The 14,907-nt window shown below is 65.7% G+C and carries 13 protein-coding genes; 6 read left to right on the forward strand and 7 right to left on the reverse strand.

Going from position 1 to position 14,907, the window contains the following annotated elements; genetic code table 11:
* The first annotated feature begins 110 nt into the window (after positions 1-110).
* On the forward strand, positions 111-3,980 hold the full coding sequence (locus ASC89_RS23430) for a peptidoglycan-binding protein (RefSeq protein ID WP_056002487.1): 3,870 nt from the start codon (positions 111-113) through the stop codon (positions 3,978-3,980).
* Positions 3,981-4,025: 45 nt separating this feature from the next.
* Here ASC89_RS23430 and ASC89_RS23435 read toward each other — a convergent pair whose 3' ends face one another.
* The 4 genes from ASC89_RS23435 to ASC89_RS23450 all read right to left on the reverse strand — a co-directional run bounded on the left by ASC89_RS23435 (position 4,026) and on the right by ASC89_RS23450 (position 7,009).
* Positions 4,026-4,529, reverse strand: coding sequence for a GyrI-like domain-containing protein (locus tag ASC89_RS23435; RefSeq protein ID WP_056002490.1), 504 nt, complete (start codon positions 4,527-4,529; stop codon positions 4,026-4,028).
* A gap of 22 nt (positions 4,530-4,551) precedes the next feature.
* Complete coding sequence (locus ASC89_RS23440; protein ID WP_056002493.1) at positions 4,552-5,052, reverse strand: GyrI-like domain-containing protein; 501 nt, start codon at positions 5,050-5,052, stop codon at positions 4,552-4,554.
* An 87-nt stretch (positions 5,053-5,139) separates the two neighbouring features.
* On the reverse strand, positions 5,140-5,985 hold the full coding sequence (locus ASC89_RS23445) for a helix-turn-helix domain-containing protein (RefSeq protein ID WP_056002495.1): 846 nt from the start codon (positions 5,983-5,985) through the stop codon (positions 5,140-5,142).
* A 226-nt stretch (positions 5,986-6,211) separates the two neighbouring features.
* Positions 6,212-7,009, reverse strand: a complete 798-nt coding sequence (locus tag ASC89_RS23450) for an alpha/beta hydrolase (RefSeq protein WP_056002498.1) — start codon at positions 7,007-7,009, stop codon at positions 6,212-6,214.
* 120 nt (positions 7,010-7,129) lie between these two features.
* On the opposite strand from ASC89_RS23450, the gene ASC89_RS23455 reads away from it, so the two are divergent.
* Positions 7,130-8,098, forward strand: a complete 969-nt coding sequence (locus tag ASC89_RS23455; protein WP_056002501.1) for a GlxA family transcriptional regulator — start codon at positions 7,130-7,132, stop codon at positions 8,096-8,098.
* Between the two features lie 114 nt (positions 8,099-8,212).
* On the opposite strand, the gene ASC89_RS23460 is transcribed toward ASC89_RS23455, so the two are convergent.
* Complete coding sequence (locus ASC89_RS23460) at positions 8,213-9,040, reverse strand: phytanoyl-CoA dioxygenase family protein (protein WP_056002504.1); 828 nt, start codon at positions 9,038-9,040, stop codon at positions 8,213-8,215.
* Between the two features lie 85 nt (positions 9,041-9,125).
* Between ASC89_RS23460 and ASC89_RS23465 the strand changes: the two genes are divergently transcribed.
* Positions 9,126-9,977, forward strand: coding sequence for a helix-turn-helix domain-containing protein (locus ASC89_RS23465; RefSeq protein ID WP_056002507.1), 852 nt, complete (start codon positions 9,126-9,128; stop codon positions 9,975-9,977).
* Between the two features lie 141 nt (positions 9,978-10,118).
* Positions 10,119-11,192 (forward strand): ribosome small subunit-dependent GTPase A, encoded by a 1,074-nt coding sequence (gene rsgA / locus ASC89_RS23470; RefSeq protein ID WP_056002510.1) that lies wholly within the window; start codon positions 10,119-10,121, stop codon positions 11,190-11,192.
* A 37-nt stretch (positions 11,193-11,229) separates the two neighbouring features.
* Here rsgA and ASC89_RS23475 read toward each other — a convergent pair whose 3' ends face one another.
* Positions 11,230-11,955: an esterase family protein gene (locus tag ASC89_RS23475; RefSeq protein ID WP_056003194.1), complete on the reverse strand. Its 726-nt coding sequence runs from the start codon at positions 11,953-11,955 to the stop codon at positions 11,230-11,232.
* 280 nt (positions 11,956-12,235) lie between these two features.
* Here ASC89_RS23475 and ASC89_RS23480 point away from each other — a divergent pair, with 280 nt between their 5' ends.
* Together ASC89_RS23480 and ASC89_RS23485 are read left to right on the forward strand one after the other, a co-directional pair.
* On the forward strand, positions 12,236-13,168 hold the full coding sequence (locus ASC89_RS23480; RefSeq protein ID WP_055887600.1) for a sulfite exporter TauE/SafE family protein: 933 nt from the start codon (positions 12,236-12,238) through the stop codon (positions 13,166-13,168).
* Positions 13,168-13,926: a TIGR02186 family protein gene (locus ASC89_RS23485; protein ID WP_055887602.1), complete on the forward strand. Its 759-nt coding sequence runs from the start codon at positions 13,168-13,170 to the stop codon at positions 13,924-13,926. The genes ASC89_RS23480 and ASC89_RS23485 overlap by 1 nt, the downstream gene beginning before the upstream one ends.
* 200 nt (positions 13,927-14,126) lie before the next feature.
* On the opposite strand, the gene ASC89_RS23490 is transcribed toward ASC89_RS23485, so the two are convergent.
* The gene (locus ASC89_RS23490; RefSeq protein WP_056002513.1) at positions 14,127-14,837 is read right to left on the reverse strand and encodes a head GIN domain-containing protein; all 711 of its coding nucleotides are present in this window, start codon (positions 14,835-14,837) and stop codon (positions 14,127-14,129) included.
* Between the last annotated feature and the right edge of the window lie 70 nt (positions 14,838-14,907).

Raw genomic sequence — 14,907 nt, forward strand, 5'->3', positions numbered from 1 at the left:
ATGCGATTGAGCTTAACGCGATCTTTACCATGTTTTCCCAAGAGTAACCGGATTGCTCATGGCCCGAACTGGGTCTGAGCTGTTCCGTTTCAGGTGCTTGGGATCGACCGATGGCCCGCGCGACTTCCACGTTCCAGACGCAAGACTACGGCCAACCGGGTTCCGGCGAATGGCAGGAGCTGCGCGGCGAGCTGGTGGCGCTGCTGGATCAGGTCGAAACGCAAGTCGCCCGCACTGCAAGGCCTGAGCCGACTTACCAGGGCCTCGCCGAACGGATGCGCGACCTTCGTCACCAGGTGACCGAGGCCGAGCCCGATACCCGGCATCGCGAAGCGCTGCGCTCGGTGCAGCGGGCCATCGACAAATTCTCCGACCGCGATGAACCAGTGGCGCCGGCCAACCCGCGCGACACGCTCGAATCGGCGATCCAGCAGATTCGTTCGCGCCATTTCGGCGCCCCGTCTGCCCCTGCCCCGCAGCTGCCGCACCAGCAGCCGCCACAGAGCGCGCCGCAGTTCGACGAACTGGCCGAAGCCGTGGGCGGCATTTCCACCCGTCTCGAGCGTCTCGAAGGCGAACTGAGGGTGCAGGCCAAAGGCCAGACCGCCAATGTGCGCGAGATCGCCGATCAGGTCGGCCAGCTCAGCCATGTGGTGGAGCTGCTGGCTGGCGCGGTGGGCGAAACCGGACAGGTGAAGCGGCTCGAGGGCCACATCGCCGGGCTCGCCAAGCTCATCGCCGATGGCCCCAAGCTCGACATGACAGCGCTGAACCAGCGGCTCGACGACGTGTCGCTGACCGTCGGTAAGCTGGCTGAACTGCAGAAGCACTATGCTGACCGCTCCGACGTGAGCGGCATGACGGCGCGGCTCGACGACGTCAGCGCCACCGTGGGCCGGCTCGCCGACCTGCAGGTGCAGTACGCCAACCGGGTCGACAGCCCCAAGGATGGCCTCAAGGAGGCGATGGGCGCCATCGAGGATGGCGTCCGCAACATCTACGATCGGGTCGATGCGATCGAGCGGACCATGGCGATGCCGCCAGCCGAGCTCGAAAAGATCACCGAGGAACTCGGGCGTGTGGCGCAGGCGATGCGATCGCCGCAGCAGCCGCAGGGGCTGATCGAGCTGATCGATGCGCTGAACGTCAGGATCTCCGATATCGAGGGGCGGAACACCGAAGTCGGCGAGCTGAAGCTCGATATGGAGGCGCTGCGCAACACCGTGCTGGGGGCGCTGGAGCCGCGCTTCGCGGCGTTGGAGCAGCAGCTCGAAGTTCTGACCGACAAGGTCGACGACCGGTCGTCCGAGGTCAGCATCAGCCAACTCGAAGCGCAGGTGCGCCAGCTCGTGGCGCGCATGGATCAGACGGGCGAGCAGCTCACCGGCCTCGCAAAACTCTATGCGGCGCCGGCCGCCACTGAGGCGCCGGATTTCGACCAGCTTGCCGACCTGGTGGCAGCGCGCACCTCGGACGCCATGCGGCAGCTCGACCAGCCGGCCAAGGCCGGGCTCGACGAGGCCGGCTATGCCGAGATCGAGAAGCGCGTCAGCCAGGCGATGAAGGCGGCTGCCAAGGAGAAGCCAGCCGCCGAAACCGTCGCGCTCGACGCCACCATCCGTGAAGTGAACGAGCGGCTGAAGCGGCTCGAGACGTCGCTGGAGGCCAAGGCCCCTGCCCCGGCTGCTGCGGCTCCCGCAAGTTTCGCCAAGCTGCCCGAGACACCGGCGCCCAAGCTCGAGACACCCAAGCCGGAGAGCAAGCCGTTGGCTGCAGCCGCCGCGCCGGTGGTCAGCGAGCCGCTCAACCCGATCGCGCCGCTGCTCGACAACCTGTCGTTCGAAGACGAACTGCCGTCGCGCCCGCAGCGCGTCGACCTCGGCGACAGCATGCCGGCCGACCCAAGCATCGATGCGCCGCTGCTCGACAAGCCGTTCGGCGACGATCCCAATCCGCTGCGCACGGCGCTCGAAGTGAAGAACGGGCCGCGCAAGCGCCCGGCCGAGCCGAGCGCCGAACTGCCGCCGGCGCCGGTGCCCTCGCTCGACCTGATGGATGAGCCCGAGAAGCCGGCGTTCGACCCGACCCTCGCCGAGCGTCCGCCGCAGCCGAAATCCACCCTCGACCTGCCGGCCGACGAGGTGTTCGTCGCCAGCCCGAAGGCCGAACTGCGTCCGGCTGCATCGGTGGCCGACGAGCCGCCGATGCCCAACCGCAACACCTTCATCGAGGCGCATCGCCGTGCGGCCCGCCAGGCGGCAGTCGGCAAGGCCGAGCCGGTTTCGGCAGCCGGTGGCTCGCTGATCGGCAAGGCGTTCGCGCGCTTCCAGGCGAGCCGCACCGAGGCGCCAGCTGTCGTTCCGGCAGTGACCATGCCAGCCAAGCCGGCCGCCGAGATGAGCAAGCCGGTGAAGGCGGAAAAGCTCGCCAAGGCCAAGGAGATCAAGCCGGTCGGGGACGAGACCGCCAAAAGCGGCCTGCCGTTCGCCGGATTGTTCAAGGCCAAAGCGCCACGCCAGTTGGCCGGCGACAAGGAGCCGGCGAGCCAGTGGCAGCCGGATGAGCCGGCGGCGCGTGTGCTGCCGGTCGCGCCCGAGCCCAACCTCGTGGCGCTCGGCGCCGAGGAAACCAGCCCGTCAGCAGACGACGCCAAACCGAAGCAGAGCTTCCTGCTCCGCCATAAGCAGCCGATCCTCTTGGCCGCGAGCGTCGTGGCGCTTGCCTGTCTCACCATCAACCTGATCAACCAGCGGATGAAGCCGTCCGAGGCCGAGGCACCGCCGCCGACCAGCCAGGCAACGCAGGACGTCGGCGACGCGGCCCTCACCCCGGTGCCGCTGGCCCAGCAAGGTTTCGCCGCGCAGCCTGGCAAGGCGACGCCCCGGGTGATCCCGACGCTCGACAAGCTGACCACCGCCTCGATCGGCGGCGGCGCCCCGCAGAAGTTCGTCGCCTCCGCCGAAGCCCCGAAAATGCCGCAGGCCTTCGAGGCTGCGACCGCCGTGGCCGAAAAGGCGCCCATCGGAGGCGAGGCGACGCCCGTCGGAAGCGAGGCGCCCGCCGGGGTTGCCAGCCTCAGCGACACGATCGAGCCGCTGGTCGACGCGATGGAAAGCCCGGTCAAGGTCGACCGGCCGCCGGCTTCTGTCGGCCCCGAGCCGCTGCTGGCTGCTGCCGCCAATGGCGATGCACGGGCGCAATTCGAAGTTGCGGCAATCTACACCGAAGGTCGTGCTGTCCCCGAGGACTTGAAGGCCGCGGCAATGTGGTACGAGCGCGCCGCCGGCCAGGGCTTTGCACCGGCACAGTACCGGCTGGGCAACCTTTATGAGAACGGCCGCGGCGTGGAGAAGGATCTCGCCCAGGCGCGCCTCTGGTACCAGCAGGCCGCCGAAGCGGGTAACCGCATGGCGATGCATAACCTCGCCGCGCTCTATGCCGGCGGCGGACTTGGCACGCAGCAGTTCGACGCCGCTGCCAAATGGTTCGAGGAAGCAGCAAGCCGCGGCATGAAGGACAGCCAGTTCAACCTGGGCATGCTGTACGCCCGCGGGCTGGGGGTGAAGCAGGACCTCGCGGCCTCGTTCAAGTGGTTCAGCCTCGCCGCCAACAAGGGTGACAAGGATGCCGCCAAGTCGCGCGACGATATCGCCGCTTCGCTCGATGCGGCGACGGCGCAGCAGGTGACCGCCGACGTCGCTGCCTTCCAGCCGCAGCCCATCGATTTCGTCGCCAACTTCGCGCCGATCGGCACCTGGAGCGACAAGTTCGACCCCGGGGCCCCGATCACCAACCTCAAGGTGGTGAAGGGCGTGCAAATGGCACTGCACCAGCTCGGCTTTGACATCGGCACCCCCGACGGCATGGCGGGCCCCAAGACCGCTGAAGCGATCAAGAGTTTCGAGCGCTCCACCGGGATGAGCGAAAGCGGCGAAATCAATCCGCGGCTGCTGGCGGTGCTGGGCAGCCAGCCGGTTTAGGCAGGCACAGGCCTTACCGGCGGCGCACGGTGGGACCCGTGTCGTCTAGCTCGCCAGCTTGATCGACAGCTCAACATCCCAGAGCAGCTTTCGCGGCTCGACCCGGGGATCGGTCAGATAGGCCTCGTAGCGGCACAAGTATGACTCGGCGCGCGTAGGGTCGATCGCCGCAAACGCGGTGCCGGTATCGCGGCCCCATTGCATGAGCGCTTGATTGCCGCGCAGGCCGTTGCCCCGGTAAATCAGCGAGGCGTATTTGCCTCCAGGGAGCAGGCCGCCCTTGATTTGAGGATGGTCGAGCGGAGCGGCTCCAGTCAGGAAACCGGCCTCGATTTCCATGATGTCCCGCATATCGCAATGATAGTAGCGGAGGAAATACGGGCCGTCCTCCTCGAGGCCGTTGGCCTTGCTCCAGGCTCGCAGGTCCTTGAGCGCCCGTGTGGCGACGGCGAACATCCCTGGGAACGGGGTGTTCAAGCGAATGCCCACGTAAGGCCGATCGGGCTTCTCGACGATCGTGACCGGACCGATGACGGTTTCTGCCTTCATGCCCCTCTCCGTACCGATGCACTCAAGAATTCGCATCCTTGAGCTTGATCGAGACGGTGGTTCGGCTCGACGCGGTGCTCGCGTCGTCCTCCGGGTCCGTATGATAAATTTCTGCCCGGTTCGCGAACCACTCGCCGCCGCCCACAGGCCGTGCGTCGAAGCTATGGCCAAGCTCTCGAGCCCAGATGATGAGCAGGCCGTTGACCTCCATCAGGTCGTCATAGGGGCCTTTATAGGTGATCTCGGCATATCGTCCGGCCGGCAAGATGCCAGTCACGAAATCCCCCTCCGCAGGCAGCAAGCGCTCAACCGGCACGCCGAATTCCATCTCGATCACAGGCATGGCGACGACGTTGTGCTTGAAAAACACTGGGCCAGCGGGAACTACACTCTGAGTGTCGAGACGAGATCGCAGCGTCGCCATGATGCTGGGAATTTCCGCTTCAAACGGCAGGGTGACGGTCCGCTTGAGGGCGAAATAGGGCGTCTCCGGGCGATCAACGATCCTGGGCAGCGTCAGCATGCCGATGTCCTTTGGCTCGGATCTGTCACAGGTTGCAACGCGGTGCAGCCGCTTGCCCCGGCCCGGTGTTGGCGACGAGTCTCTCGATCATTGCTTGAGCTTGACCCAGATCTCCACAGTTCCGAACCCGGTCGATGGTTCGAAGTCTGGGCCGTAATACTCCACAAAACTGAACCACCGGGTGTCCGGCTCACGTCCGAGGGCTGGAATGCCACTCTCGAATACGGCCGCACAGGTCGCGCGGATGCCCGAGATGTGCCCTTCATGCCTGAACTGGGCATAGGTTCCGGCGGGCAGCGTCATTTCGGTGAGGCCGGGCAAGAGATCACGGCCTTTTGGCAACGGCGCCGCCGCGAAATAGTCGAAGCCGTCGCTGCCCTCCGGCATCGATCCAGTGACGCCGAACGCGGGGGGAGGTCCATCCACTCGCATCTCGGGCAGGTAGGGTCCGAAGCGCCGCCAGAGGTGTGGGATGGTATCCAGCGTCCTGAATGTGAAATGGTTGCTGAGGCCGGCGATGCGCTGGGCATGCCGATCCTGAACGGCCGGCGGCGCGAGCTTCACTTTTTCGGGCGAGTCCATGCTCAGAGGCTCCACGAGATCGAGCGTGTCGAGCGAACGCCTCCGCCGTAATTCCTCGGGCGTCAGCCCGAACTGGTCGCGGAAGGCGCGGGTGAAAGCCTCATGCGACCCGTACCCCGCGTCGAGCGCCACATTGAGAATGTCGGGGGCTCCGCTGGCGAGTTCTTTCGCCGCCTCTGTGAGCCGCCGGCCGCGCAGGTAAGTCGAGAGTTGGTAGCCGGTGAGTATCGGAAAGGTGCGCGACAGGTGCGAGCGTGAAACGCCTGCATGGTCCGCCATCGCCTCAAGCGAAAGCTCATTGTCCCGGAAGCGGGTCTCGACGAACCAGACGGTCTTGAGCACTGCAGACATGGGCACTCCCAACATGAAGCCCCACTTTATGCCATCCCGCGAACTGGGGCTTGATCTGCGTTGAGGTCGCGAACCCCTGGGGTCCCGCTCAGGCGGGAACGCAGATGACGTCGCAGTCGGGCTTCGCCCAGGATCAGATGGCCAAAAGTCCGCTTCGAGCCGAAGCGGACTTTTTGAGGCGACCGGTCCCAACCGCGTTATCGTCGGGACCGGTGGGCTTGGCCATTCAGGCCGCCAGCCGCAGGGCGGGGCGCTTGTCGGTGGCGTGTTCGACGGCCCAGTTGAGCGCCAGGTCGGCGACGGCTTCCCAGCCCTTGTCCATCAGCGTCCAGTGCGAGCGATCATCGAAGATCTTGAGCTCGGTGGTCGAAGCGGCCTGCTTCTGCTTGCGGTAGATGGCGTCGGTCATCGAGGCGTCGGCGATCAGGTCCTTGCCGCCGCCGATGAGCAGGAGCGGGGCGCGGTTCTGCCTGGCCCAGTCGATCAGCATCGGGTTGATCACACCATCCCAGTAAACCTTGCCGGCGGTCGGGATGACGTAGCGGTCATACTTGGCTGCCGGATTGGGTTCGGTCTGGGCAAAACGGGTCGAGAAGAACTTCAACGACATCTGCTTGGCCTTCTTCCAGCTGAACAGGTCGCCGAGCACCGGCAGGGCCGAGATAATCGCCTGGGGTCCGAGCGGCACGCCGGGAGTGGGAGCGGGGTTGATCGCCGCGCCGGAGACGCCGAGGCCACGGGCCAGCAACTGCTGGACGATAACGCCGCCGAACGAGTGGCCGATCAGGATCGGCTGTTCTGGCAGGGCGCGGATGATCTTGTCGAAGTGGTCGACGATCTGGCGCTGGCCGATCTTTGCCAGTTCCGGGGCCGGGTTGGCCCGCAGTGCCGACGGGGCGCGGTCGTCGAACGGCCAATCGGGGGTGAGCACGGTGTAGCCCTTGGCTTCGTAGCGGGCCTTGACGTTTTCCCAGCTGAGGCTGTTGAGCCAGGCGCCGTGGATCAGAACGATTGTCTTGGTCATTTTGGGTCTCTCCTTGGTTGGGCGAACCCTTGTCCGCCGCGATGTGATGACCCTAAGCTTGAGCTTGACCGGCGACGATTGCCGCAACTGACATAGTCGGGGCCAGAAGTGACAAAGACGATGGACGGACTGAGGCACACTGAAATCGGCCTCCTGCTCTACCCCGGCTGCGCCATGGCGTCGGTGCACGGGCTCACCGATGCGTTCCAGGTCGCCAACGACTATGCGCGCCAGCATGGCGGTGCCGACCGCATCCGCACCAGCCACTGGCGGGTGGGCGAGGCCGGCTTCGAGCGCAGCTATGACAGCGATCCCGGCCTCAGCGGGCAGCCCGAATACATCGTCATCCCCGGCCGGCTGGCCGATCCGCTGACCGCGGCGGAGGCAGCCGATTTCACCGGCTGGCTGCGCCAGCGCCACGATACCGGCGCAACCATCGCCTCGATCTGCGGTGGCGCCTTCATGCTCGGGCATGCCGGGCTGCTGTCGGGACGACGCGCGACGACGCACTGGCTCTATGCCGAGGCCTTCGGCATGGCTTTCCCGGATGTCGAGGTCACGGCCGGCGATATCATCGTCGAGGACGGCGACATCATCACTGCCGGCGGCATGCTGGCCTGGACCGACCTGGGGCTGCGCCTCGTTCACCGCGTGCTCGGCCCGACGGTGATGGCCGACACGGCCAAGTTCCTGCTGGTCGACCCGGCCGGGCGCGAGCAGCGCCACTACTCGACCTTCGCGCCGCGGCTGTCACATGGCGACGACGCGGTGCTGAGGGTGCAGCACTGGCTGCAGGCGCATCGCAGCGAAGAGATCAATGTCCCGGACCTTGCCGAACGGGCCGGGCTCGAGACCCGCACCTTCCTTCGCCGCTTCCAGAAAGCCACCGGCCTGAGGCCGACCGAGTATGTGCAGGCGCTCAGGATCGCACTGGCCCGAGAACGGCTGGAATTCAGCCGCGACACCGTCGAGCGGATCGCCTGGAACGTCGGCTACAAGGACCCATCCGCCTTTCGCCGGGTCTTCCTCAAGGTCACCGGCCTCTCGGCCAGCGCCTATCGCGACCGGTTCGGCGCTGCTGCCGCCTAGAGCATTGCACCGTTTACTTGAATCGGTGCAATGCTCTAAGTCTTTGATTTGGTTGCGCTTTCTAACCGGAAAAGTCTGCAACTTTTCCTGAAAGCGCTCCAGCGCCCGCGCCTTTCAGTGCGGGCCGGCGGGAAGATCCTGGGTGGTGCCGCAGGGGCCGCCGTCCATGTTGACGGCGATATCCTGCTTCTCACCGTCGAAGCTCAGGGCCTCGTAATAGTGGCTCATCTCGACCGTGCTGGCCGGCACATAGTGGAAGATGAGCGAGCGGCGGAAGCGATCGGTGCTGGTGTTCGGCGTCGAGCCATGAATGACGCTGCCATTGAAGAACAGCACGTCGCCGGCCTTCAGCTCCATCATCTGCGGCTCGAAGCCCGGCGGCGGCTCGACGTGCTCGGTCGTAAAGAACAGCGTCGGGTCGGCCTTTTCGGGGCAGGCAATGTCGAGGCTGGCGGTCTGGGGTACGCACATCATGCCGCCATTGCCGGCATCGGCATCATCCACCGCGACCCAGGCGGCCATGCAGGTGCCCGGCTTCACCCGGAGGTAGAAATTGTCCTGGTGCAGATCCTGTCCGCGGGCGCCCGGCGGCTTGAAATAGAACATCGACTGGCAGGCGAAGGGATCTTCGCCGAACAGCTCGGCGAGGATCGGCCGCAGCCGCGGGTCCCGCATGTAGCGCAAGGCGAGCGGGCCGACCGATTTGTCCATGTGCTTGTGCGGATGCATCATCCTGGGGTAGCGCGCGAGGGGATCGCTAGAGGCGGCCGGCGCCCCGGCACGCGCCTTGGGCACGTCGGACAGACCCGGCACCGGTCCATCCTTGGCCTCGTGCATGAAGGTGTCACGGATCTCGTCGATCTCATCGCGGCTGAACAGGCCACGCAGCGCCAGAAAGCCGTCACGTTCGAACTGCTGCTTCTGCTCGGTCGACAGTGCCATTGGGTTCCTCCTGTTGCGAGCAAGCTAACTCGCGAGACCGCGGAGCAACATGGAACATTGGGTCGATCGCATGTAATATCCTGCTATGATCAAGCCACAAAAGCTCGCGCACACCCCTGTTTTCGGGCTGCTGACCGGGCACTACCACGAAACATCCGGCTATCGAGTGCTTCGACCGGATGGCGTCGGAGACTGGTTGCTGATCCACACGATCGCCGGAGCCGGGCGTTTTGGTCACGTGGGTGGGGAGCTGATCTCCGGCCCCGGTGACTGGGTGCTGATCCGCCCGGGGACCCTGCACGACTATGCGGTTGCCCCTGCCGCAGCCGACTGGGAGCTGCTCTGGGTGCACTTCCATCCGCGCGCCCATTGGCTGGAATGCCTCGATTGGCCGGCCATTGCACCCGGCCTCATGCTGCTGCGGCCCGCCCCCCCGAAAGCCGCCGAGCGCTTCCTCGAGGTGCATCGGTTGCTGCATGGCGACCTCAGACAGCGAGAGGCTTTCGCCATGCATGCGCTCGAGGGTCTGCTGCTCGAATGCGACCTGATGAACCCGCTTGCCGCCACGTCGCATTACGACGCGCGCGTGCGCCGGGCGATGGACTACCTGGACGGCAACCTCGCCAGCAAGGTTCTGCTCGACGACGTCGCGGCCGCCGTCGGCCTCTCGAGCTCACGGCTGGCGCATCTGTTCACGGCCGAGACCGGCCAGAGCGTGCAGCGCTACCTCGAGATGCGCCGCATGCAGCGGGCCAGCGAACTATTGGCGCGCACCGGCTTCTCGGTGCTGCAGATCGCCGAAACCGTGGGGTTCGACAGCCAGTTCTATTTCAGTCAGCGCTTCAAGCGGTGGACCAGGCAAAGCCCGCTGGCGTTCCGCCAATCTCTGCGGCCGGTGAGCCGCGATCGCGTTGACACGCCCTCGGGTCGAGGCTAGCTTTCCCTCGCCGCGCAACAGAGAGGAGGCGCTCCGATGACTGACATTGTGAGAACTGCCTTCCGTCGCGCTGCCGCGTAACTTCCGCACACACGGGATTCCGGCTGGCGCCTTCATGGCCCCGATCCAAGGAATTCCATTTTGCTCGAACAATACGGCTGGAGCGATGCGCTCAAGCAGCAATTTACCCCCCATGCGGCCGCGGGTCTGATCCCGGCGCGGATCATCGTGCAGCAGCGTGGTCACTATGACATCGTGACCGATATCGGCGAGCTAACGGCCACGCTGGCCGGCAGACTTGCGCATGATGCCGAGGACGGTGCACTTCCGGTCACCGGCGACTGGGTCGCGGTCCAGGCGCGGCCGGCCGAGCGGAGCGCCAGCATCCAGCATGTGCTGCCGCGCAGCAGTACGTTCATGCGCCGGGCCAGCGGCCCGGGTGCGGCGCGGGCCCAACTGGTCGCCGTCAATGTCGATGTCGCCTTGCTCGCCGCCTCGATGAACGCCGATCTCAATGCGCGCCGGATCGAGCGCTATCTGGCCACCGCCTGGGAGAGCGGGGCCGATCCGGTCATCGTGCTGACCAAGGCCGATATGTGCAGCGACGCCGAGGCGCGCCTCAGCGAGATCGAAGCGGTGGCGATGGGTGTGCCGGTACTCGCCGTATCGGCGGTGACCGGGGCCGGGCTTGACGCCTTGCGGGGCTATCTCCAGCCAGGACAAACCGCCGTGTTGCTCGGCAGTTCCGGTGTCGGCAAATCGACACTGGTCAATGCGCTGGCCGGCCGGGAGCAGATGGCCACCCAGGCGATCCGTGAGGACGATGCCCGTGGCCGCCACACCACCTCGCACCGGGAACTGGTGCTGCTGCCCAGCGGGGCGCTGATCCTCGATACGCCAGGGATGCGCGAACTCGGGCTGTGGGAGGCGGGCGACGGCATGTCCACCGCCTTTGCCGATATCGAGGCGCTGGCCGCGCAATGCCGCTTCCGTGACTGTGGCCATGACGGCGAGCCCGGCTGCGCCATCGCAGCGGCGCTGGAAACCGGCGCGCTCGATGCCGCGCGCTGGCGGGCGTACGGCAAGCTGCAACGCGAGCTGAACTTCCATACCGGCAAGGAGGACCCCAAGGCGCAAGCCGAAAGTCGCAAGGTTCGGATAAAGCGTAACAAGCAGCACCGCGCCGATATGAAGTTCCGCAAGCGGCTCGAATGAGGCCGGCATCTACCGCTCATTCAAACGGGTTTGAGGCCTACCCGGGGCCAAACGCCCAGCGCACCATTCTTACGAACTCGGCTTGCCAGAACGGGTCGCCGTGGTCGCCGACGCACTCGCTCATGACGACATCGGCGCCGGCGATCCGCAGGGCCTCGGCCCAGCGGATGGCATTCTCGAGGAAGAAAGGTTCGAGGGTGCCAGCGGTGAGGTAGGCTCGCGGCAACATTTCCGGCATGACCGCAGGCGGGCGGTATCCCGCCCCGGGAGAGGCGGCGAACACCGCGCGGTAGCGAGCCGGGTGCCGCATCCCCATGGCGAGGGAGAGTTCGGCGCTCGCCGACACACCAGCTACCGCGGTGCGCTCGGCCGGCAGCGCCGCACCGAACCTCGATCGGACCCATTCGCCGAGGCTATGAACAAAGAACTGCTCGTGCGCCGCAAAGCGCGCTGGATCAATGGGGGGCGAATACTCGCCCAGCCTCACCATCTCATCCTCGGAGGTAACCCGGTGGGCGCCGACGATCATGGTGGGCACTACGCCCGCCGCTTCGAGACAGGCGCCCCACCGAGATATCAACTGGCCGTCACCAGCAAACACCACGGCCTCGGGACGGTCGGGCGGCAGGTACACGGTAACGTTCCGACCGCCATCGTAGTCAAAGGTCTCGGTGACGTACTCGCCGACGACAGGATTCGCGCGAGGCGCTACCGGGGCACTCTCGTCACCGCTGTCGCGGTCCGGGTCGTCAGCAGGTGCCACGTTGCCCTCCGCCTTTCCGGCATCCGGTTGGTATTGCGGGCGCTGAGAAGTACTGGCTGCCGGTTTGATAACAAGGCAATCCGTGTGGGTCCACATCCACCCGGTTAGCGGCGGCACGTGGAACGGCTTAAGTCCCATATTCCCGACCCACCCGGTAGGCTAACCTCGCCTTTGTATTTTGCTGCTAATGCTCGGTGGCATTTCGCGAAAAACCGTCGCATTTCCGTCGCGGCCTCACGCTAGAGCCTCGGGAATGCCCTAGTGCTATTGGACGCCCCACGTGCAGGTCTATCTGCCGATCGCCGAGCTTTCGATGAACCTGTTCTTCCTCGTGGGGATCGGGGGCGCGGTCGGGTTCCTGTCGGGGCTGTTCGGGGTGGGCGGTGGGTTCCTGCTGACGCCACTGCTGATCTTTTCGGGCGTCCCGTCCTCGGTCGCGGTGGCCTCGGTAACCGGCCAGGTGGTGGCGGCTTCCACCTCCGGGGCGCTCAGCTACTACCGGCGCGGGCAGATCGACCTGCATATGGCGCTCTACCTGGTGCTGTCGGGTGTGCTTGGGGCCTTCGGCGGCGTTGCGACCTTCCAGGTGCTGCGCGCCGCTGGCCAACTCGATCTCGTCATCTCGCTCGGCTTTTTGATTCTCCTCGGTTTCGTCGGCACGTTGATGCTGATCGAGGCGGCGCGCGCCATCATGAAGCGCCGCGCCGGTATCGTGGTGCGAGAAAAATTGCCCAACCAGCACAACTGGTTCCACGGCCTGCCGTGGCGGGTGCGATTCAAGAAATCGCGGCTCTATATCTCGGTGATCCCGGTGTTGGCGCTGGGTGTCGCCATCGGTTTTGTCGGGTCGCTCTTGGGCATCGGTGGCGGCTTCATCCTGGTGCCGGCGCTGGTCTACATCCTCAGGATGCCCGGCAACATGGTGATCGGCACGTCGCTGCTGCAGGTGGTGGCGATGATGGCGGCGACCACCATCCTCCACGCCGTCTCGAGCCAGAGCGTCGATATCCTGCTCGCCTTCTGCCTGATGGTCGGCGGCACAGTGGGGGCCCAGTTCGGCGCCTCGGCCGGCAAATACCTGCGTGGCGAACAGCTGCGCGCACTGCTCGCCATCCTCGTTCTCGCTGTCGCCATCCGCTTCGGCATCAGCCTGGTGCTGACCCCGGGCGATGTCTACTCGACCGCCGTGATCGGCGCGTCGGGGGTGATCTGATGCGCCGGCTGCTGCTCGCGCTGGCGCTGGTCCTCGCCGCCTCGCCGGCCTCTGCCGAGCGGCTGGTGACGCAGGTCAGCCAGGACGAGGTGTCGATCACCTCGAGCTTTGCCGGCCAGACGCTGACATTGTTCGGCTCGATCGAGCCGGAAGTGGGCGCCGAGCAGCGCTTCGTCGAAGGCCCCTATCACGTCATCATCACCGTAACCGGGCCGCTGCAGAACCGGGTGGCGCGGCGCAAGACCAACCAGTTCGGCATCTGGCTCAACACCTCGCAGGCCGAGTTCGAGCGCTTCCCCTCGTTCTACCAGGTGCTGAGCGACGCGCCGCTGAGCAACATCACCGACCCGATCACGCTGGCGGAAAAGGAAATCCCACTCGACAGCCAGGCGCGCTACACCGCCAAAGCCGGCTGGTGGGATGCCACGGTGTTCGGCGGCGAACTCACCCGGCTGATGCAGCAGAAGGGCATGTTCAAGCTCAACGAGAACGGCGTGGTGTTCCGTTCGGACACTTTCTACTTCGCGCAGGTGGCACTGCCGTCCGACGCGCCGCCGGGGCCTTATCTTGCGCACACCTACCTGATCAAGAACGGCCAGGTGATCGCCGAGAAGTCCGACGGGTTCTCGGTCAGGAAGATCGGCTTTGAGCGCTTCCTCGGCCAATCGGCGCGCACGCAGCCCCTGCTCTACGGCTTGGTCTGCGTGGCGCTGGCGCTGTTCACCGGCTGGCTCGGCGGCGTGGTGTTCAAGCGGTAGAGCGAGACCTTCCCGCCCGGGCCGGCGCCATCCCCACCTGCGCGCATACGCGCAAAGTTAGGGTCGTGCCCCACCCACCGGGTCATTCCCGCGAAAGCGGGAACCTCTGTTTTGGTGCCTGCCGCACGATCGCAAACGGAGTTCCCCGCTTTCCCGGGGATGACCCGGTGGGCTTAACCAAGCCCAGGTTGTGCCTAAGCCTAGTTCTCCAGCTTGATGTCGCTGCCGCTGCTCGCTTCCTGGTCGACCTCGGCCGGGTTGCCGTAGATGCTGAGGTCGGAGCCCGACGAGGCGTTGGCCTTGATCGACTTCGAGGCATAGACCTCGAGGTCGGAACCGCTGGAGGCATTGGCATCCATGGTGGCGCAGAGCAGGTCTTCGGCGTCGAGATCGGAGCCGGACGAGGCGTTGGCCTTGCCGTCGACGCATGTGCCTTCGACCTTGAGTCCGGCGCCGGAGGAGGCGTCGAGCTCGACCAATTTGCCGACCACGCCGCTGAGCGACAGATCAGCGCCGCTCGAAGACCCGAATTCCAGGATGTCGCCGGTCATCCCGGCGGCGACGACATCAGAACCGGCACTGGCTTCGATCTTCTTCAGCGCCGGCACGGTGATGGTAAGCTTGATCTGGTCGCGATCGCCGAAGCTGAAAATGTCGAAGAAGCTCCAGTCGTAATAGGCCTTCAGCGTGTTGCCCTCGACCTTGAGCTGCAGGTCGTCGAGCAGGCGCTTGTCCTTGGCCTCAGCAGTGATCGACTGCGCCGCCCCAATGCTGACGACGGCGTCGATGCCCGAGGAAACATCCAGCGCGGTAAAGGCCGGCAGTTCGATGGTGCGCGTCTCGGCAAGAGCCGGCGCAGCAAGCAACAGTAAGGCCGCCGAAGCGGCGGCTAGTTTCGCGATCCCATGCATGTCAGCCGTCCCATTCCTGTTTGAGGCTGACACGTGGGTGGTGTGTTACCTGCCGATCAAGAGCAAGGCA

The sequence above is a fragment of the Devosia sp. Root413D1 genome, from assembly GCF_001425235.1.
In the GTDB taxonomy this organism is placed as follows: domain Bacteria; phylum Pseudomonadota; class Alphaproteobacteria; order Rhizobiales; family Devosiaceae; genus Devosia_A.